The sequence below is a fragment of the Gloeocapsa sp. PCC 7428 genome, from assembly GCF_000317555.1.
GTDB lineage: Bacteria > Cyanobacteriota > Cyanobacteriia > Cyanobacteriales > Chroococcidiopsidaceae > Chroogloeocystis.
In genome coordinates this window covers 1,531,587-1,550,337 of the sequence record NC_019745.1, presented here as the reverse complement: position 1 = coordinate 1,550,337, position 18,751 = coordinate 1,531,587, and the positions used below count along the sequence as shown (strand labels likewise).

Below are 18,751 nucleotides of genomic sequence, written 5' to 3'. Positions count from 1 at the left end.
ACTAGGCTTAGTGTGGTCGCACTGTACTTACTAGATCCTCAACGAAAAACACCACTACAGCAGTGGCAATTTGACTCTGAGTCGCAGATTCGGATTGGACGTTCTCCTGATAATGACATTGTATTGAGCGATCCGATGGTTTCTCGCTACCACCTCGAATTGCAGTGCGTTCATACTGGAGATCCTCAACGTTGGCACCTGACGAATCGCGGTACGAATGGCACTTTTGTTGATGGAATCTTAATGACGCAAGGTCTTGTGCGCGATCGCGCGATGATTCAACTGGCGCGCGGCGGTCCCATCCTGCAATTTCACTTAGAAGAAACAACTGTACCTGCTAACTTGCAATGCGATCATAGCGGCAATCTTCCCAACAGCCTATTTTGCACGCGCTGCGGTCAACCGCTTACCGTTTTGCGGCAAATTCGGCAATATCAAGTGCTACGTATCCTCGGACAAGGCGGTATGGGAACAACTTATTTAGCGTGGGATACGACTAAAACAGTTACCAATCCACAACTTCTCGTTTTGAAAGAAATGAACGCGGATATGGCAAAAATCGCCAAAGCGCAAGAGTTATTTGAGCGCGAAGCACGTACCCTCGCAACTCTACAGCATCCAGGAATTCCCAAGTATTACGATTTCTTCTTACAAGACGGTAAGAAGTATTTGGCGATGGAATTAATTCACGGTCAAGACCTCGAAAGATGCGTACTAGAACGCGGACCCGTAACACCAGCACAAGCGATCGCCTGGATGGTACAAACTTGTGATGTTTTAGATTATCTCCACACGCAAGACCCACCGCTGATCCACCGCGACATTAAACCCGCAAATTTACTCGTCCGCCGCGCCGATAACTCTATCGTTGTCTTAGATTTTGGTGCGGTCAAACAAAGCAGTACAACTCCTGGAACTCGCATCGGTGCAGAAGGATTCGCCGCCCCTGAACAAGAACGCGGACAACCATTAACACAGTCGGATCTTTACGCTGTAGGCGCTACACTGATTTTTCTACTGACTGGAGAAACTCCCTTTAAGTTTCTCAAACAACGCGGTCGCGGATACCGCTTCGACCTTTCCACCGTACCCACAATAACACCCCAACTACAAAGAGTGATTGAACGGGCAACAGAACCAATTCCAAGCGATCGCTATGCTACCGCCCCCGAATTGGCTGCTGCCCTCAAATCAGCTAATTGTTAAATGCCTTTACTCTTCATCCCATGCTTCAACTGCGAGTAGTTCACTCACAGGATCTTGCATCGTAAATCCGAATTCTAATAATTCTTGCTTCCAGTAATGCCATTCATTACCGTAGAGCAGAGCGATTTTCCAAATACTATCGCTTGGTTTAAGAATATTTGATTCTACCAGCGATCGCACGTGATGTTGCAATTTCACCATCGGGTGAATAACTTGCTGAGACATAACCTCGATTTGATGTTAATAATGTTTGGTCAATTCTCGACTAGAGAAGCGCGTTCAATTTGATTTAATCTGCAATGCTCAAGCTTCCCTTAGCGCGAAAAGCATTTTCTATTTATTTAGAGTACCACAAAGATTTTTAGATGGTATGTCGATTTGCCCCAAAGTACGGAAATCACTACCACGATCGCCTTGTGTACTCATGTAAGCCGCAATGCTACTTAGTCGGAACATTCATTATTAAAGCACGTCAGAGTAGAGGCGATACAAAATTATGCTCGATGCCTTTCTACTCACTCATATATCGCAATCAAGCAAAACGGTTTTGGGCAATTAATGCGATCGCGCTTTGCAGGCAAGTGGGTAGCTTAACAATAGACACAATACCAGATTGTTATTAATTTAGTTATGGATGCGTACCAGAATACTTCGCGCCAGCGTTTTCAGCAGATTGTCACCTGGGTATCGATTGTTGCTTTCTTTGGTTCAACCGCGTATGGCGCAATCGGCGCGATCAATCAGGCTGTGAAGCCCACAAATAACACAGTCGTCTCGCCAGAATCGCAACTGCAAGCGCAAGCCCAAGGCTATGATGTTGTTTTGCAAAGAGAACCCAACAACCAAGCTGCACTAGAAGGATTAGCACTCACACAATTGCAGATGAATAACCCCAATGCAGCGATCGCATCCTTAGAAAAACTCGTACAGTTACACCCCGATCGCCAGGACTATCAAAATGTACTAGCGCAAGTCAAACAACAAGTTAATCAAAAATAGCGTTCTATTTCCAAGCTTCTAATTGGTAGCTAAGGTTGCTATTTTTGTTTCCAGAGGTTCCTCCTGTCGGTGGCGCAACAACTAAATCTCCTGCTGTTTGTTCAAAATTCTACTCTGGGTTTGCTCGGACAATGCGCTCAAATTCTGCATCCAAAAGCTTTAATGAATTTATAGTCAAGCTGCTGTTCATTGCTGTAAGCAATTCTTCTAGTTCAAATGTATCACTACTATCTTCTCCTAAGCCCTCATCTCAAATTCCCCTTATGTCTCGCACGCTATGAATGACTCGCAAAATCTCTACTCCTGAGTCTGTAGGGCGGTAATTGGAGGTTTAATTACGCACAGCTTTATCAGCGATCGCACCCAATCAGAAAATCTCCCCCACAGGCGATCGCGCAAAGCGCAGTGTAGCGGTAGCGTATAGCGTAGGTAACGCCCAATCACACTCATAAGCAAAATACTAATGACAGGCGATCGCACTTTGTTTGAAAATTCATTGGTTGTAGTTTGAGCGATCATCTATAAGTAGCCACTAAAATAATGTATGCAATCATTAATTATCCTAATTTTCGATTTTATTGTAGATAGTTAAAAAATTATGGAACACGTATTTAACTGGAAGCCCGAACAATCGTTACTGGAAAAAGTAATTGCTTTAGCTCAGCAAACAGGACAACCACCAGAAATAATCATTACCGAAGCCGTCAAGCAGTATATTGAAACATCAACAATTCAACAAGCTACCGAACCAGATCCGCTTATCGGATTATTTTCTAGTTCTGCTGATTTAGCAACCCAGTCAGAGGCTATTTTACAGCAGGAAATTACTCAAAAATCAGGATGGACATGGAAAGAGCCATCGTAGTAGCAGATACGGGTTTTGTTGTTGCATTGCTCAATCGTTCTGATATTAGACATAGTGAAGTTGTTGCAGTTTATCAAAAATATACACAAGTATTACTTCCTCAAACTGTTTTAGCTGAAGTTACCTATTTATTAGGTAGGGATGCAGGAATTTTAACTGTAGTTGCTTTTTTACGAGGAATGGCTACTAGTCGCTTTAGGCTTGGAGCGTATAGCTGCAATTCTTGAGAAATATGCTGATAGTCGAATTGACTTTGTAGATGCTAGCGTTATGGCTTTGGCAGAACGTTTAAACAGTAAAACTATTCTTACATTAGATCAGCGAGATTTTAGTATATTTCGTCCACAGCATTGCGAAAGATTTGATATTTTACCTTAATAACGAAATGGGCGATCGCACGACGAAGCGCAGCATTAAAGCGATCGCATTTTGTTGAATCTATTGCTTGAAGTTTGCGCGATCGCTTTTAGTAAATTTGCTGTAGAGGTGGGCAGATTGCTCTTACAAAACCAAAAAATAGTAACCGCTAACTTAATTAACTCAGCTACAATTCAACCTATTACCAATTACCCATTACCTAATCTTACTCGACCCAGTACCACAATCATTAGCATTATCTGGACTAGCTACTAAGTCGATTCCCTTTTCATTTGCCTCACACAAAATAGCTTGAGTAAGTTCTGAATCAGTAAAGACACCACCTGCATAGCCCTTTAGTTCAGCGTTATTTGCTTGTGCTTTGTTAGCAACGCCTCTTTGAATATTAGTAACCGCTGTTGCTGAATAAAGATAATTTACGCTATTTTCTATGCCAATACCTAATTTTTCTATAGCATTTGTACTCTCAGCATCTTCTACAAATGTTTGATTCTCAAAATAGTACGTTTGCTGAGCGCGATTCATAGCACCAACATTAGTTTTAGCTTCAGATTGCCGTGCTTTTGTGGTTTGACCAAGAAAAGAAGGCATGGCGATTGCAGAGAGGATGCCGATAATAATAATGACAACGAGTAATTCGATTAGCGTAAAACCTGTATTAATTTCATTCTTCCTATTTATAACCCTGAAATACTCTAAGTAATGACACTTAAATTTGACTTTCATTTAAGTTAATGAGTTATACGTAAAATCTAAATTTAGTAATAAAAATCTTATTGAGTTTTAAAGCAAAAACTGAAGGTAGTAAAAAGAGGTGGTAGAAAGACTTCTACCACCTTACACAAAGAAGCTAACTTCAATTTTTATTTCAACTGAGTTTGAGTGTCAGCACAGCCAGCACTAGTTGGATTGGCTGGTGCATCTGTGCTTGCAGTTTTACTTTCACAAAGAATAGCTTGAGTAGCTCCTCCAGTTTTAAAAACACCACCCGCATAACCTTTGAGATCAGCATTCTCCGCTTGTGCTTTATTGACAACATCTGTATTTGCATTAGTAGGTGATGCTGCTGAATACTTATAATTGGCACTGTTTTTAATACCAATACCCATTTGCTCAATCGCGGTTTTTGCTCCTTCCCCTGTTCCATCTACAGCAAATGCTTGATTTTCCAGATAATAAGCTTGCTGCGCTCTATTCATCGCACCTACGTTTGTTCTCGCTTCAGATGCACGTGCTTTAGCAGACTGGTTGAGGAACGAAGGTAGAGCAATAGCGGATAGAATACCAATGATGATGATGACTACGAGTAATTCAATTAGCGTAAAACCTTGTTCTTTTTTCTTGCCGCTCAAGTGTTGTAGTAACTTTACTTTTAGTTCGGTTTTCATGGTGAGTTCTTCCTTTCGGTATATATTTAACTTTTAACCTCTAGATATAACTTGCCCACTTATTACCAAATACATATCACCTCCAGAAATTTTTTTTGACTTTCTAGCTGCAATTTTGATACATAAGGTTGTAATGCTTATCTACAGAGCCTTGTGGAGTTTTACGACCCTTCAAAAAAATGGTTGTGTATAAAATGTTTTACTGACAACAGTATTTTCATCAGTCTTTTGTTGTCTAGCCAAGGCAACTGTGTCTATGCTAACCGAATGAAGTGATGAGCAGTGATCGCCTATATAACTGTGATAGTTAACGAAAGTGCAGTTTTGCTTTTGATGAATTGAAAGCGCGATCGCTTTTAGTGGTGCGCTACGTGCGATCGCCTATGAGAGTGATTGAAATGCGATCGTACTAAAGGCTTTATGCCAAGAAGAACAGCATTTGACACTTAATACACTTCTTTGCTACACATTGCTTGACATAATTACAGGAATAGTATGATTTCGATGTTTGCGGTAAATTCTAAAATCACTATCAAGCGTCAACACCATACTTGCTGTATACTGTTCAGCCATCCGAACCAGACAAGCATCTGCTAAAGACATTGGCACAGACTGTAACGCGCTAGCAGTTCACCTATCAAGCCGACTTCTTCATCTAAGCGAAACGGTATCTGAATGACTCCTGTGTTTATCAAAGAAATGACAGCTTGACTACCACCATACACATTTCGGAGTAGAAAACAAGCTTCTGACAACACAGCTTCACAAGTTAACAAAGGTGGCTCAATTTTATTTAACTCTACTGTTATCCAGCCATGAAACTGATCGCGGCGATTGAGTGCAGCTACTAGTGGTCCTGTATCTAATAGTATCTGCGGCTTGCTCACGCACCATAACCTTCCATATACTTCTTGTTAGTAGATAAATCTTCTGCTCCTTCCACACAGCCAATATACTGCTGCGCAAGGGTAAACACAGATGCTGGTACGCGCTCTTGATGAGAAGAATTTTCAAGTCTTTTACTTTGGAGAAACTCAACAAAATCAAGGACTTCCTGCTGTTTTTCTACAGGAAGGGTTTTTAGCTTTTCTATAACTGTCTGTTCAATACTCATTATTAATCATCTCTAAATAATTACTCGCTTGTGGTTTAAAATTACTTCCAATTTATCAGTTAACATTAACCATAACGCGATCGCCTATATTACTGTGATAGTTAACGAAAGTGCAGTTTTGCGGTTGATAAATTGAAAGTGCGATTGGGCTTTGCCTACGCTAGACGCGATCGCATGTATTGCAGTGCTTCTAGGCGATCGCGGAGGTAGTCATGGTGATGCGATCGGGGTAACACGCCTCTTCTGCTGTACAAAATGTTGCTTTGGTTTCTTCGTTCACCCCTGCTGATAGTATCAAGTTCTTCAGGCAAGATTACAGGAATCTCCGCCTTAACAAATCCAGATGGATCGCGAGTTACTATTGCATCTACGTTATGCATTACCGCACAGACATATTGCACGGCGTCCTCAAAATCTTGAAAATTCAGTGCAAGCGCTTGTTCCAGTACTTCTAGATCGACTGTACAAATGTTTAAATCTGACAGAACTTGCGTAATAGCATCTTGAGCCACTACTTTTCCTGCTGCTCTACGGACGATGTAATAGATGTTGGTGATTGTCGTTGCTGCAATAAATCCCTCAATATCTCCAGTATCAATACGCTCAAATAATATTGCTGCATTTTCCACAAACGGTTCTCGCTCTTGCAAGAAGTCAAGAACCACATTAATATCAATCAAAATCCGCATTACTGATATTTTTCGGTCAAATAAGTTACGTACTCCTCTTGAGGATCAGTTTCCCCTGTATTAGTTGAACTCTTTGCAATTCCTCGCAATCGAGACAAGTTTCTCTGTTTCAGCTTGGGATGTGCTTCCCGTTTCAGAGACTCCAAAAGAGCTTGTACCAACTGCCAGCGATCGCTAACTGGTAATTGTAATGCCTGTTTTTGCAATTCTGGCAGCGTCATCAGCATTCTCCTCAATCCAGCCTATTGCATCTATTTTAACGAGCCAAGTAACAACTCTAGTTAACACATCATGGCATTTTTCTTATTCAAGAGTCACTGAAGCTAGTTCGTGGAAGTGCGATCGCGCAAAGCACAGTAGCAGCAATCGCCTGAGTTCGCATACAAACAACACAGCTTAGGTAAAATTGACTCAATATATTACTGTACAATGCTTTGTGATTGAGACATGACTGAACTACTTCGCCGTGCAATTGCACAAATCGAAAAACTCCCAGACGAGCAACAAGATGCGATCGCGCTTAAGCTTCTCAATGAACTCGAAGATGAACAAGCTTGGAAAACTCGCTTTGAAGCAACAACCGATCAACAATGGGATCGACTGGCTGCTACGATCCGCCAAGAGATTGCCAATGGTGAAACGGTTCCACTCGATGACATTTTCCCATCTACACCAATTACCGCGCACTAGGTTTGATTGAGTCAGAGCGTATTTATTGGTTTTGGATTGGAGTGCAGCGTATAATGAGTTACTCCAACGATTGTAAGTTCAAATCAATTGATGTGCGATCGCGTATGAGAGTCTACACAAAGACAGTCATTAATAACAGGGGAGAAGCAAAATCAGAAGCGGTGATAGAAAAGAGCGATTGCACGTATTGCAGTGCTTCTAGGCGATCGCAAGTATTAACTCGTGACTAAGTTATAACTCCACACATTGCAACTAATAAACTTCATCATGCGTCCCGATATCGAGCAGAACAATAACTTCAATATTCATTTCTGTGTCTTGTTCAATAGAGAAGACAATGCGACAATCATAACCACACGACCAGGATTGAAAACCATCGAGTTTGCCACTGAGTTTGTGAGTGCCTAGTGTTGGGGCAAATACATCAACTTCCATTTGCTTGAGAGTATCTTCAATACGTTGCTGAAGATCAGTATTTCGTTTGACAAACTTGCGAAAAGCGCGTTTGAACTAGGGAGTTACAACCAACTGTCTCATGCTTCTGGTTCATGCAAACACTCGCGCAGCACGATAATGGCATCTTCGGCTGATTGGTGTGGAAATCTACCTGCGCGAAACTCCATCAAGGTTTGTTGAGCATCTGTCGCTATTTCTATACGACGACTTTCGTTAAGGCGGTTTTGGAGAATGTTGATCAGCATTTCTTGCTGTTCTCTAGGTAGCTGCGAAGCCGTCTCCAACACTTGAGCGAGAGTATTCATAAGTTGACAGTTGCACAGTTGAGTTAATTATATCGTTTATTGTTGAGCATGAATCACAGATAACTCGACTGTGAATTGATCGCTACCAATAAACCCATATCTAATAATCTGCGGTTTTTAGCTTTTCTACAACTGTTTGTTCAATACTTATCATCAATAGTCTCTGGTTAATTGCTCGCTTGTGGTTTAAAATTACTCCCAAGTAATCACCTAGCATCAACGTAACGCGATCGCCTGTATTACTGTGATAGTTAACGAAAGTGCAGCTTTGCTGTTGATAAATTGAAAGTGCGATCGCTTTTAGTGGTGCGCTATGCGCAATTAAAACAAAGTCTTTTTAGGACTTAAGTTTCACTCAATTCCTGTAGTATTATTACTATGTTTCTTTTTAGATCAGACAAATTTTGCTCTACTACGTTCCAAACCTCATTGAGATCCACACCCAAGTATCCGTGAATCAAGACGTCTCGTAACCCAGCTACCCGCCGCCAAGGAACTTCAGGATGACTTTGCCGTAGTTCTTGAGATAGTCTTTTAACAGCTTCTCCAATCACTTCAAAATTACGAATTACCGCATCCTGAATGATCGGAGTCTCTAAAAAAACATTCTTACCCTCTTGGGTATATGTCTCAATCGCTCAATCCGTTGAATGATATCAGTTAAGTAAAACTGATCGTTCTTCACAAGGGCAATGCTTCGCTCAAAATGCGATCGCGGATACTTGCTTGTAGTCCTTTTTCAGTTGCAACTTCCACTTTTATGCCTAATAAATCTTCTAAGTCTTGCATGAGTGCCACGCGATCTAAAAGACTGCGGCTCGATTCTAATTCTACTAATAAATCAATATCACTATCTGGTTGTGCTTCACCTCGTGCTACTGAACCAAAAACTCTCACATTGTACGCTCCATGTTGAGCCGCAATGCGGAGAATTTCTGATCGTTGTTGATCAAGTAGCTCGCGAATACCCATAAATTTTTAATATGTAGACATTTACGTAAATAGCATATTGATTTTAGCCTTACAAGCAATGCGGGCGATCGCCTGTATTACTGTAATAGTTAACCAAAGTACAGTTTTGCTGTTGATGAATTGAAAGTGCGATCGCTCTCTTCAATCAGAGTCATTTATAGAAATGCGATCGCTTATATAGCAAAACGCATTCAGCTTAGGACAAGTATATTGAGTAAATGTATTCTCGATAAAGCTTTTAAAATAAGAGCTAATAGCTAATCGCTAACTGCTATACTACCAGAAATATAGCAGGAGTCAGCGTTAAACTTCCCTCAGGCAAGTCACTACAAGCTTCTATATCGAAACTAACTTATTGCATTCGCTGCGAACCGTTAGCACAAGCACTCGCACTCGTTGGCGCGTTTATCGGTGCGTTTCCTGCACTATTTGCCTCACACAAAATTGCTACAGTTGTTAGATTATTTGCTGACTTAAAGACGCCACCAGCATAACTTTTCAAATCTGCTTGCTGTGCAGTTGCCAAGTTTGCAACTTGATTGATGAAATCGTTACCACTCACTACGTAGTTATAACTAACGCTATTGACAACGCCTACACTTAATTTATTTACATCGTCTGCAAATACTTGATTTTCTAAATAATAAGCTTGCTGCGCTCGGTTCAAAGCGCCAGTACTATTTTTTGCTTCCGACTGCCGAGTTTTCGCTGCTTGATTCAGAAACGACGGCATTGCAGTAGCAGAGAGAATACCAATAATAATAATAACCACTAGCATCTCAATGAGCGTGAAACCTTCTTCGTGTTTTCTGTCCCTCCGATATAGAAATTTAGCCTTAAGTTGGGTATTCATAGTACTTTTAGCTATAGAGTGGGTAAAATGTTTTGCTAGTAATTAAACTTAGCTTGCCCACTCATCGAGGTTTTCACATATCCAACCGTCAAAAATTCATCCTCAGTCAAGCTGATGACATCTATTTTTAGGTAATAAAAGTGCGATCGCTTATGAAAAATAATATCATCTCCGGCTAAATAACTAGAACATATGAACACTCATCTACCAGATTTGCTATGACTCTACCGTTCTACAAGAATATAACCGCGACTTTCCAACCCAATAAGCGCGTTACTCAGCACTTCTAAAGCTTCATTTGCACTAAATGGCTCTAGTGTTGCCAAATTCACAGGGCGTATTTTCTGCCAATGTGCTACAAGCGATCGCATTGATTGCGGTGCTTCCCACAAAGGTAACAAACAAGCTGCAACTGTACTATCTATCGATACGTGTTTTTCTACAATTGGTAAATACTGGCTAATTTCAAACGTGTTTAACTGCGAAACGGATTTCAGCAACTCTTGTTTAATCTCCGGTGTTCTTAGTTGCGGTACAAGATGAATGCGTGTCGTTTCCCACTCAGATAATGTCCAATCTGCAACCAAAACAAAATCTTGTTCTTGCTGCGGATGACCACACCAAAAGTCTAACAGGCGATGAACCGGATGTAATAATTCAAATAAAGTCAATTGTTCTTCGATACTAATCTCCGGTAAGCTCATTGCTAAAAAAACTGGGAGATCGTCAGGTTCTTTAAACAACTCCATCAAATTCCATTGTCGCCAATTTACCATGCTGATGAACTCAAGCTCAGCTTTGCGAATTGCAGCGAATGTCTCAGGGATTGTGTAGCCTTTATCTCCCTGAAATAACAGATTCATCAAAATTCGTTCTGGATCAGCTTCTAGTTGCGGACTCCATGTCAAAGCTTTAAGCTTTACTTGATCTTTTAAAGCATTCATCGTGTCTCGCACCAAGTCAATTTCTAATTCTTCAGGGTTTTCATCCATTAACCCCATCATTTTGAAGACTTCTTGGGCGCGGTAGTAGTAAGTGCGTTGCAGTGAACTGTGTAAATTAGCGCGTATAATTCCATCAGGCTTGAGAACCGACTTCATCGCCTGCAAGCCTATCGCTGGTTCACTCAACAAATACAGTACATCATCGCAATTAATATAGTCAAACTGTAAACCTAAGCTCGGTAAGTCTTCAATCCTACATACGTGAAACTGTGCATTGTCAAAGCCGTGATATTGCAACCGTTGTTTCGCAAGTTCAATCGAGTTTGCAGAGATGTCTACACCAACAATCTTTGCCCCTGGATTGGCTTCCGCTAAAATCAATGATTTATACCCTGAGCCACATCCTGCGTCTAAAATTAACTTACCCTCAGTACTAATGACTTTTTGATTGCGCAAGTAATACGCATTTACCAAACTATGGATATACAGCGCCATAGCGTCGTTCTTCGGCGACTTCTCTAACGCAATTCTAGGGTAAGGTCCGGTATCAAACTGCTGCCGAATCTTCTCACTTATTTCAGTCAAAATCTGATTCATATCCTGCAATTCCTACTGTAACCGCAACGAAGGTAAGCCCTACTTCACCTCAATTGCTAATATGCCCAGATATGATAAAAATCTTGCAAACGTACGGGTGTATTTCTGATGCAGATGGTAGATATAAAAGCATAGAAAGTGCGATCGCTTCCTATTCTCTATCTGTTAGCCCTTGATAGTTACCTCATAGCATTAACGCTGGCAATCTTCTGCAATCATTTGAGCCGAGTCAGGTGTGATACCGACACGTTTGGCAATTGTCGCGTTTCGTCGATCGATACTTGCTAATACTTCTCCTCGCGATCGCCTTTGCCGCAATGACTGCTTTAAGAGTACAATGATTTGCTGATTTACCGAGCGACGTTCCCGATCTGCAATTTCTTTAATTTGCTGATAAAGATCCTCTGGAACATCACGTCAACTTAGGTTCGCCATAATTTAAGATTTTTAATTTAGCAAGGTCGTAGCATAAGACTAGCATTTTGATGTAATTCTTGAAAAGCCATATACTTTAGCAATAATTTCATAGTGTGTGGCAGAAGTGCGATCGCATCCATTTAGTGCAATGTTGTAGTTGATAGTGGCACACAATATTTATATGTGCATTGATTGGAGAGTCGCACCAATGACTGCTATTACTCTTAATCTACATTCGGTTGTTGACTTAACAGACGAGCAGTTTTATCAACTTTGTCAAACTAACCCAGATCTCAAATTAGAACGCACCGCGACTGGGGAAATTGTGATGACACCACCAACTGGCTGGGGAACGGGAAAGAAGAACACTCAACTGACAAAACAATTAGCAATTTGGGCTGATCGCAATCAAACTGGAGTAGCATTTGATGCTTCTACTGGTTTCAAATTACCTAATGGAGCAAATCGTTCTCCCGATGCAGCATGGGTAAAACAAGAAAGAATCGATACTCTCAACGCAGATCCTGATACATTCTTACCTTTAGCCCCTGACTTTGTGGTGGAGTTGATGTCTGCAAGTGACAACATAGAAACAACCCAGGCGAAAATGCAAGAATACTGCGACAATGGCGTACGCTTAGGATGGTTAATCGACTCGAAAAACCAGCGTGTGGAAATCTATCGTCAAGGACAACCAGTAGAAATATTAAACTCACCTGTCAGCTTATCCGGTGAAGACGTGCTACCAGGGTTTGTTTTGGATTTACAAAATATTCTTTAACCTCAATCTCGATTTAAAATCCGCAACGATACGACTAGCTCTCTGTGTAACTTTTTGTTATACTAAGCTAAACGTAGTCATTATGAGTTTGTATAAGCATCCATGACAAATCCAACAGTAGAGAACTTAGTAATCATTGGTTCTGGTCCAGCTGGGTATACCGCCGCAATTTATGCTGCACGAGCTAACCTCAAACCGATTGTATTTGAAGGCTTTCAAGCTGGGGGTTTGCCTGGTGGACAGCTAATGACAACGACAGAAGTAGAAAATTTTCCAGGCTTTCCCGAAGGTATTACCGGACCAAATTTGATGGATCGGATGAAAGCGCAAGCCGAACGCTGGGGGGCTGAGTTATATACGGAAGATGTCACTTATGTTGATTTAAGTCAGCGTCCGTTCACAGTACGTTCTGATGAGCGCGAGTTTAAAACACATAGCGTGATTATTGCCACTGGTGCGACAGCAAAGCGGTTAGGATTGCCATGTGAAGGCGAATTTTGGAGTCGCGGAATTTCAGCGTGTGCAATCTGCGATGGGGCAACACCGATTTTTCATGGTGCTGAACTTGCGGTTGTGGGTGGTGGAGATTCCGCAGCTGAAGAATCAATTTATCTCACCAAGTATGGATCGCAAGTCCATATGCTTGTCCGCAGTGACAAAATGCGCGCCAGTAAAGCGATGCAAGACCGCGTTTTGAGTAACCCCAAAATTCAAGTCCATTGGAACACCGAACCAATCGATGTGTTTGGGAATGATAACCACATGGAAGGGGTCAAACTTCGGAATACACAAACTGGCGAAGAAAGCAAGATTCATGCCAAGGGGCTATTTTACGCGATCGGTCATAAACCGAATACATCACTCTTCCAAGGACAAATCGAACTCGATGATATTGGCTACGTTATTACAAAGCCAGATTCGCCAGAAACGAGCGTTGAAGGTGTCTTTGCAGCAGGTGATGTGCAAGATCACGAGTATCGTCAAGCAATTACGGCGGCGGGTTCAGGTTGTATGGCAGCCATGTTAGCCGAACGCTGGTTATCTTCTAACGGTTTAATTCAAGAATTCCATCAAGCTGGAGAGAACTTGCACTTAGATAACGAGTTAGTTCACGAAGCAGTCAAGACAGAACAAAATGGCGAATTTGATGTGAGTGCAACGCGTCATGAAGGCGGTTATGCTTTACGGAAATTGTTCCACGACAGCGATCGCTTAATGATGGTCAAATACGTTGCACCTGGGTGCGGTCCTTGCCACACATTAAAACCAATTTTGAACAAAGTAGTAGATGAGTTTGATGGCAAAATTCACTTTGTAGAAATTGACATCGATAAAGAGCGCGACATTGCAGAAACTGCCGGTGTTACAGGAACACCCACCATTCAACTGTTCAAAGATCAAGAACTCTTAATGGAAGTTAAAGGCATCAAACAAAAAAGTTACTACCGCCAGTTGATTGAAGCTAATTTGTAATTTTGCTCATCAAAATCATTGCTAATAGTCCGCGCAGGCGGACTTTGTTATTGTAGCGGCAATTTCAATCGCCGAATATGCGAGATTTCCTCATGGAGAGGCGAAGGAATTCGCGGCGACACAGACAAAACCCACCGGCGTGGGTTTCTCTAATATTTGATTTCCTCATGGAGGGGCGAATAAATTCGCGGCGATATAGACAAAACCCACCGGCGTGGGTTTCTTTAATATTTGATATCGTTACGCGTGCGGCGACAGTTGTCAAAAACTCAGACAATTCTGTAAAAATGGTCAGCAGATCCTGCTTGTTGAACGAATACTGATGACCTTAACTAAACGCCAACTTCCGCTACTTTTTAGAGTGTCTGGTAGTTCCAGCGTCTCGATGCAACTGATGCGCATCGGGTTCATTATTACTCTGATTTTTGTGCTGATTGCTATCTTAGCTCCTGTATTTCAAGCTTGGGGATGGATTCAAAATCCACTCGAATCACTCAATAATCCTAGTCACGTACCACCTTCAGCACAGTACTGGTTTGGCACGAATCGCGAAGGTTACGATGTCTTTTCGCGCACGCTATATGGTACGCAAGTGGCGTTGCAAGTTGTTGTTCTGGCTACAGTATTGAGTTTAGCGATCGGCGTGCCATTAGGACTTGTCAGCGGGTATCTCGGTGGTAGCTTGGATCGCGTATTGCTGTTTTTGATGGATACAATTTATACTTTACCTGGGTTGCTACTATCGATTACACTCGCGTTTGTTGTAGGAAGAGGTATATTAAATGCAGCGATCGCAATCAGCATTTCCTACATACCGCAGTATTATCGTGTCGTGCGCAATCATACAGTCAGTGTTAAAACTGAATTATTTATCGAAGCTGCCCAAGCTATGGGAGCATCTCCTTGGCGGGTGATTTCGCGATACTTATTTTTAAATGTGATTCAGAGTGTACCTGTATTATTTACGCTGAATGCTGCTGATGCGATCTTAACGCTGGGAAGTTTGGGATTTCTCGGACAAGGTTTACCGCCACGCGTTCCTGAATGGGGACACGATCTTCGTCAAGCGCTGCAAGCACTACCAACAGGCATTTGGTGGACAGCATTTTTCCCAGGAATGGCGTTAACTTTACTCGTTGTTGGGCTATCGTTACTGGGTGAAGGTTTAAGTGAGTTTATCAATCCGCGTTGGCGAAAGCAAAGATGAATAACCGAGATAGTAAAACTGAGTTGTAATTAATGTTGCAGTTAGGATTAACCGCTTTACTCGCATTTTATGTTGCTTGGAATTTGGGGGCAAACGATGTCGCTAATGCGATGGGAACTTCTGTAGGATCGAAAGCTGTCACCCTCCGCCAAGCTTTAATTATCGCTGGAGTTTTAGAATTTACTGGTGCTGTCTTGTTCGGTCATGAAGTATCAGAAACTTTAGCAACAGAAATCGTCAATCCGGAATTATTTGCCGCAGAACCGCAAGTTTTGTTAATAGGAATGTTTTCTGTATTACTAGCGGCTGGTTTATGGTTGCAAATCGCGACATCAAGAGGCTTTCCTGTTTCTTCTTCTCATGCAGTTGTCGGGGCGATCGCTGGTTTTAGTTGGGTTGCTGCTGGCGTTCAAGCAATTGATTGGTCGTTAATTAGGACTATTTCTTTAGCTTGGGTTGTCACTCCGCTTGTGAGTGGTGCGATCGCTGCGTTGTTTTATCGCATTATCAAGCACTCGATTCTCGATCGCCAAGACTCGATACAGCAGTTAAATGAGTGGATTCCTTGGCTGAGTGTTGCGCTTCTGAGTGTGTTTGGCATTATTGTGCTACCTAAACTGAGTCAACCCATCAATACATTTTTTTACGAACAACTGCATTGGAACATTCCCAAACACGATTTACCGATTGGAATTGGCGCGATCGCCGCAGTTTCGCTAGCAATGGTGAGTTGGCGGCAATTGGATCAAAATATTGTGCGGAAATCTCTTTCGCCTACACAAAATATTGTTGAAAAACAACTGGCAAAATTTCAGCTACTGAGTGCGTGTTTTGTTGCGTTTGCACATGGTTCTAACGATGTCGGGAATGCGATCGCACCTTTAGCAGCAATTAACTACATTAGCTTGACAGGTACTGTTCCTCTGAATGGCATTACGATTCCTCTGTGGATTTTAGTTTTAGGTGGTGCAGGGATTGTTACAGGTTTAGCAATTTGGGGTAAAAAAGTGATTGCAACGATTGGGGAGGGTATTATCCCGCTGCAACCGAGTGCCGGTTTTTGTGCGGAACTTGCAACGGCGACAACAATTTTACTCGCTTCGCGCGTTGGCATTCCGGTTTCTACTTCCCATGCGCTTGTTGGTGGCGTTGTTGGAATTGGGTTAGTTCAAGGTAATAAATCAATTCAATTTAAAACTGTACGAGGAATCATTATGGCGTGGTTAATTACAGTTCCTGCTGGTGCATTGTTAGGTGCAATTGTATTTGCAATCGCCCGTAACTTCTAATCGCCAAAATCTGCTTGACGATTACCCTGATTAGGATAGTTTCTTTGAGGTAAAAGTTTCCATGCAGCAGCATCCGCAGCCCAGTTACGAAACACTTTTTGCCGTGCAAAAGCTTTAGCAAAGTTCCAGTTATAAACTTGTTTCCAAGCACTTGACCATTGAGCAGTTTCGTCAGACTGTTGTAAGGCGCGGATTTCTGCTTCTAAGGCTTCGGCGTGGCGTTTAAGAATTGCCTCTAGGTCGCTAAAATGTTCTTGAGGCGATCGCAATTTTTCCTCCCACCCAGTGGATGCTACACGCTAGTTACTCTTATCCTCAGTATGAATTAAAATTAATATTAACATTATCTGCTACTGTGTTGCTTGCGCATGACACAATCTTTATGCGCTAATACAGTAGAATTACCGATTTGATAGCGTTGAATCCAATCCCAACCCCACCGTACCATAGGGGCATGACAAATTCCACATACGTACTCATCGATAGTATTAAGTTCGGAACCGATGAGATATTTAGTAGCGTCTGGAAAGATACCTGATGCTTTGAGAAATTCACAAATGACTCGATAAGGATCTACACGACACCACCAACTAGCAACTTGATAGATCTCATATCCTAGTTGATTTAAAAAGTCATTAGTTACTGTTGTTCTTGGCTGGGTTCTACTTAAGAATTTACCTTCACCAACAATTTCTATTCCTAACAATCGAAGTTGATTAATATTGTGTGAAATAATCCACAATTGATCGAGTATATGAGGAATCTTTTTGTCTATGGTTGTTGCTGGGATAATAAATTGTGAAGAAATTAATTTAATACATTTATGCCAGTTGGCATAAGTATGAATAAAATTTGGTGAATAGGATTTACTCAATAAAAAATCAAAGGCATTACGCTGCATTATTTCATGCACAGCATAGTAAGTTTCATACTGTCCATAACAAAATTTATGTTCTTTAAAATAATCTTCACTTACTGTGTAGCCTCGTTCTCTAGCAGCTTGAAAAACATAGGCTTCATTTATTTGTTTAAAGTATTCTTCTTTACTTGTAGGGACAATTTTGTATCCTGAATTAAGATACTCCCACCCTGTTTTAATTGCTTTAAAAACTATTTCGTGTTCGCCAACATCTTCGTATAATTGTTCAACATATTCATACGATTGTTTGATTCCTTCAGAAGGAAGTTCTAAAGAAACTTGTTGACGAGGTGAACTAAGAAGAATCGGAGAACTTCTGAGTGGTATATTTGTTAGTTTTTCTAGTTTCTGAATATAGTCATGAATCTTTTCGGCGCGTTGAATTTCTAATATAGGCATAACAGTAATATTAGCAATAAGATAATGTATAAAAATATACGTGTATTTACTATATCTGTCTATGTGCGATCGCTTGGATTCTTAAAAACTTTATTAAAATCCATGCAGAGTAAAGATCTTAAGTAGAAACACTGAGTTGTATAGCAGAGATCAGTTGACAGTGAAGAGAGTGTGAGAAGATGTCAACTGTCAACTATCAACTTAGCGTGTTCGATGTTCTAACCTATGCTTCGACTGCTATATACTAATACACAAGTTTTTAACTGAGAAGCCTCGCTTGTCTGCCCTTCATACCTCAACACAAATCTTATTGATTCACAACTGAGTTGAAGGGCTTGTATCTTTAATTAAACGCTTGCACAAAAGTCTAATAGCATCCTCTACCTTTCGACACAGTAGGCGAGGCAGCTAAGTTAAGCTTTCATAACTTTTAGGTTCATTCTACACTGCCAAGATTAGTGTAGTCTCAATATAATTTTAATCTGCTTCCCAAGTCGCAATCGGTCGCAGAACTTGCGGAATTTCACCTTGTGATAAGGGAAACTCTAAGGTTGTTTCTTTCAAGCCAAGATAACCCGATTCTGAGAAAGATAATAGCATACGACAGAGTGCGAACCAAACTTCGGATTCATATTCCCAATCACGATATCGCGATGCTTGACCCGCAATTGAACGTAATGCCCAAAAATAGCTATTCCGTACTACGGAGCCACCTTTTTTGAAACTTGGCACATCCTCATGGTGAAGGAAAAGAACCATATTTTCAATTCTGGCTCGCATAAGTGTTATAGACAAAGGATGGTAAAGCGG

The 18,751-nt window shown here is 41.3% G+C and carries 28 protein-coding genes and 1 pseudogene; 10 read left to right on the top strand and 19 right to left on the bottom strand.

Going from position 1 to position 18,751, the window contains the following annotated elements; all coding sequences use genetic code 11:
• Window positions 1-12: 12 nt before the first annotated feature.
• Window positions 13-1,206 (top strand): FHA domain-containing serine/threonine-protein kinase, encoded by a 1,194-nt coding sequence (locus GLO7428_RS06915; RefSeq protein WP_041918537.1) that lies wholly within the window; start codon window positions 13-15, stop codon window positions 1,204-1,206.
• A gap of 6 nt (window positions 1,207-1,212) precedes the next feature.
• Here GLO7428_RS06915 and GLO7428_RS06910 read toward each other — a convergent pair whose 3' ends face one another.
• Complete coding sequence (locus tag GLO7428_RS06910) at window positions 1,213-1,431, bottom strand: DUF4327 family protein (RefSeq protein ID WP_015187847.1); 219 nt, start codon at window positions 1,429-1,431, stop codon at window positions 1,213-1,215.
• A 140-nt stretch (window positions 1,432-1,571) separates the two neighbouring features.
• Between GLO7428_RS06910 and GLO7428_RS27685 the strand changes: the two genes are divergently transcribed.
• Both GLO7428_RS27685 and GLO7428_RS06905 read left to right on the top strand, forming a co-directional pair.
• A complete protein-coding gene (locus GLO7428_RS27685) occupies window positions 1,572-1,829 on the top strand; it encodes a hypothetical protein (RefSeq protein ID WP_155823601.1) in 258 nt (85 codons plus the stop codon).
• 7 nt (window positions 1,830-1,836) lie between these two features.
• Window positions 1,837-2,205 (top strand): M48 family metallopeptidase, encoded by a 369-nt coding sequence (locus tag GLO7428_RS06905; RefSeq protein WP_015187846.1) that lies wholly within the window; start codon window positions 1,837-1,839, stop codon window positions 2,203-2,205.
• A 297-nt stretch (window positions 2,206-2,502) separates the two neighbouring features.
• Here the strand turns inward: GLO7428_RS06905 and GLO7428_RS06900 are convergent, their stop codons facing one another.
• Complete coding sequence (locus GLO7428_RS06900; protein WP_041918536.1) at window positions 2,503-2,724, bottom strand: hypothetical protein; 222 nt, start codon at window positions 2,722-2,724, stop codon at window positions 2,503-2,505.
• 79 nt (window positions 2,725-2,803) lie between these two features.
• Between GLO7428_RS06900 and GLO7428_RS06895 the strand changes: the two genes are divergently transcribed.
• Window positions 2,804-3,070: a hypothetical protein gene (locus GLO7428_RS06895; protein ID WP_015187845.1), complete on the top strand. Its 267-nt coding sequence runs from the start codon at window positions 2,804-2,806 to the stop codon at window positions 3,068-3,070.
• Window positions 3,052-3,297, top strand: coding sequence for a PIN domain-containing protein (locus GLO7428_RS28870; protein WP_231295560.1), 246 nt, complete (start codon window positions 3,052-3,054; stop codon window positions 3,295-3,297). Before GLO7428_RS06895 ends, GLO7428_RS28870 begins: the two co-directional genes overlap by 19 nt.
• Before the next feature lie 346 nt (window positions 3,298-3,643).
• Here GLO7428_RS28870 and GLO7428_RS06885 read toward each other — a convergent pair whose 3' ends face one another.
• The 6 genes from GLO7428_RS06885 to GLO7428_RS06860 all read right to left on the bottom strand — a co-directional run bounded on the left by GLO7428_RS06885 (window position 3,644) and on the right by GLO7428_RS06860 (window position 6,860).
• The gene (locus GLO7428_RS06885) at window positions 3,644-4,174 is read right to left on the bottom strand and encodes a type IV pilin-like G/H family protein (protein WP_015187844.1); all 531 of its coding nucleotides are present in this window, start codon (window positions 4,172-4,174) and stop codon (window positions 3,644-3,646) included.
• A gap of 137 nt (window positions 4,175-4,311) precedes the next feature.
• Window positions 4,312-4,836 carry a type IV pilin-like G/H family protein gene (locus tag GLO7428_RS06880; protein WP_015187843.1) on the bottom strand — a complete coding sequence of 175 codons (525 nt, stop codon included), beginning with the start codon at window positions 4,834-4,836 and terminating at the stop codon, window positions 4,312-4,314.
• Window positions 4,837-5,429: 593 nt separating this feature from the next.
• Window positions 5,430-5,723: a type II toxin-antitoxin system VapC family toxin gene (locus GLO7428_RS06875; protein ID WP_231295559.1), complete on the bottom strand. Its 294-nt coding sequence runs from the start codon at window positions 5,721-5,723 to the stop codon at window positions 5,430-5,432.
• Window positions 5,720-5,950: a DUF2281 domain-containing protein gene (locus GLO7428_RS06870; protein ID WP_015187842.1), complete on the bottom strand. Its 231-nt coding sequence runs from the start codon at window positions 5,948-5,950 to the stop codon at window positions 5,720-5,722. Before GLO7428_RS06870 ends, GLO7428_RS06875 begins: the two co-directional genes overlap by 4 nt.
• 155 nt (window positions 5,951-6,105) lie before the next feature.
• Entirely contained in the window at window positions 6,106-6,639 is a 534-nt protein-coding gene (locus tag GLO7428_RS06865) for a PIN domain-containing protein (protein WP_015187841.1), read from the bottom strand.
• Window positions 6,639-6,860, bottom strand: coding sequence for a hypothetical protein (locus GLO7428_RS06860; protein ID WP_015187840.1), 222 nt, complete (start codon window positions 6,858-6,860; stop codon window positions 6,639-6,641). Before GLO7428_RS06860 ends, GLO7428_RS06865 begins: the two co-directional genes overlap by 1 nt.
• Before the next feature lie 226 nt (window positions 6,861-7,086).
• Between GLO7428_RS06860 and GLO7428_RS06855 the strand changes: the two genes are divergently transcribed.
• Window positions 7,087-7,329, top strand: a complete 243-nt coding sequence (locus GLO7428_RS06855; RefSeq protein WP_015187839.1) for a hypothetical protein — start codon at window positions 7,087-7,089, stop codon at window positions 7,327-7,329.
• 252 nt (window positions 7,330-7,581) lie between these two features.
• Here GLO7428_RS06855 and GLO7428_RS28865 read toward each other — a convergent pair whose 3' ends face one another.
• From GLO7428_RS28865 to GLO7428_RS29665, 8 genes and pseudogenes are all read right to left on the bottom strand, one after another.
• Window positions 7,582-7,764, bottom strand: coding sequence for a plasmid stabilization protein (locus tag GLO7428_RS28865; protein ID WP_231295558.1), 183 nt, complete (start codon window positions 7,762-7,764; stop codon window positions 7,582-7,584).
• A 98-nt stretch (window positions 7,765-7,862) separates the two neighbouring features.
• Window positions 7,863-8,090, bottom strand: coding sequence for a hypothetical protein (locus GLO7428_RS06845; RefSeq protein WP_015187838.1), 228 nt, complete (start codon window positions 8,088-8,090; stop codon window positions 7,863-7,865).
• 344 nt (window positions 8,091-8,434) lie between these two features.
• Window positions 8,435-8,674 carry a DUF86 domain-containing protein gene (locus tag GLO7428_RS26515; RefSeq protein ID WP_231295604.1) on the bottom strand — a complete coding sequence of 80 codons (240 nt, stop codon included), beginning with the start codon at window positions 8,672-8,674 and terminating at the stop codon, window positions 8,435-8,437.
• A gap of 97 nt (window positions 8,675-8,771) precedes the next feature.
• Entirely contained in the window at window positions 8,772-9,062 is a 291-nt protein-coding gene (locus GLO7428_RS06840; RefSeq protein ID WP_015187837.1) for a nucleotidyltransferase family protein, read from the bottom strand.
• Between the two features lie 352 nt (window positions 9,063-9,414).
• Window positions 9,415-9,915, bottom strand: coding sequence for a type IV pilin-like G/H family protein (locus tag GLO7428_RS06835; RefSeq protein ID WP_015187836.1), 501 nt, complete (start codon window positions 9,913-9,915; stop codon window positions 9,415-9,417).
• Window positions 9,916-10,139: 224 nt separating this feature from the next.
• On the bottom strand, window positions 10,140-11,456 hold the full coding sequence (locus GLO7428_RS06830; protein WP_015187835.1) for a class I SAM-dependent methyltransferase: 1,317 nt from the start codon (window positions 11,454-11,456) through the stop codon (window positions 10,140-10,142).
• A gap of 192 nt (window positions 11,457-11,648) precedes the next feature.
• A complete protein-coding gene (locus tag GLO7428_RS29410; RefSeq protein ID WP_255348368.1) occupies window positions 11,649-11,774 on the bottom strand; it encodes a hypothetical protein in 126 nt (41 codons plus the stop codon).
• A pseudogene (locus GLO7428_RS29665) lies at window positions 11,775-11,855 on the bottom strand (hypothetical protein); the annotation flags it as partial. It abuts the gene before it with no gap.
• Between the two features lie 226 nt (window positions 11,856-12,081).
• Here GLO7428_RS29665 and GLO7428_RS06825 point away from each other — a divergent pair.
• From GLO7428_RS06825 to GLO7428_RS06810, 4 genes are all read left to right on the top strand, one after another.
• Window positions 12,082-12,654 (top strand): Uma2 family endonuclease, encoded by a 573-nt coding sequence (locus tag GLO7428_RS06825; protein ID WP_015187834.1) that lies wholly within the window; start codon window positions 12,082-12,084, stop codon window positions 12,652-12,654.
• A gap of 102 nt (window positions 12,655-12,756) precedes the next feature.
• Entirely contained in the window at window positions 12,757-14,127 is a 1,371-nt protein-coding gene (gene trxB, locus GLO7428_RS06820) for a thioredoxin-disulfide reductase (RefSeq protein WP_015187833.1), read from the top strand.
• Between the two features lie 322 nt (window positions 14,128-14,449).
• Entirely contained in the window at window positions 14,450-15,334 is an 885-nt protein-coding gene (locus GLO7428_RS06815; RefSeq protein WP_015187832.1) for an ABC transporter permease, read from the top strand.
• 32 nt (window positions 15,335-15,366) lie between these two features.
• Window positions 15,367-16,623, top strand: a complete 1,257-nt coding sequence (locus GLO7428_RS06810) for an inorganic phosphate transporter (protein ID WP_015187831.1) — start codon at window positions 15,367-15,369, stop codon at window positions 16,621-16,623.
• Here the strand turns inward: GLO7428_RS06810 and GLO7428_RS06805 are convergent.
• The 3 genes from GLO7428_RS06805 to GLO7428_RS06795 all read right to left on the bottom strand — a co-directional run bounded on the left by GLO7428_RS06805 (window position 16,620) and on the right by GLO7428_RS06795 (window position 18,721).
• Window positions 16,620-16,892: a hypothetical protein gene (locus GLO7428_RS06805; RefSeq protein ID WP_015187830.1), complete on the bottom strand. Its 273-nt coding sequence runs from the start codon at window positions 16,890-16,892 to the stop codon at window positions 16,620-16,622. The two genes, GLO7428_RS06810 and GLO7428_RS06805, sit on opposite strands and share 4 nt — an antisense overlap.
• Before the next feature lie 74 nt (window positions 16,893-16,966).
• Entirely contained in the window at window positions 16,967-17,941 is a 975-nt protein-coding gene (locus tag GLO7428_RS06800; RefSeq protein ID WP_015187829.1) for a hypothetical protein, read from the bottom strand.
• 477 nt (window positions 17,942-18,418) lie between these two features.
• Window positions 18,419-18,721 carry a hypothetical protein gene (locus GLO7428_RS06795; protein ID WP_015187828.1) on the bottom strand — a complete coding sequence of 101 codons (303 nt, stop codon included), beginning with the start codon at window positions 18,719-18,721 and terminating at the stop codon, window positions 18,419-18,421.
• Between the last annotated feature and the right edge of the window lie 30 nt (window positions 18,722-18,751).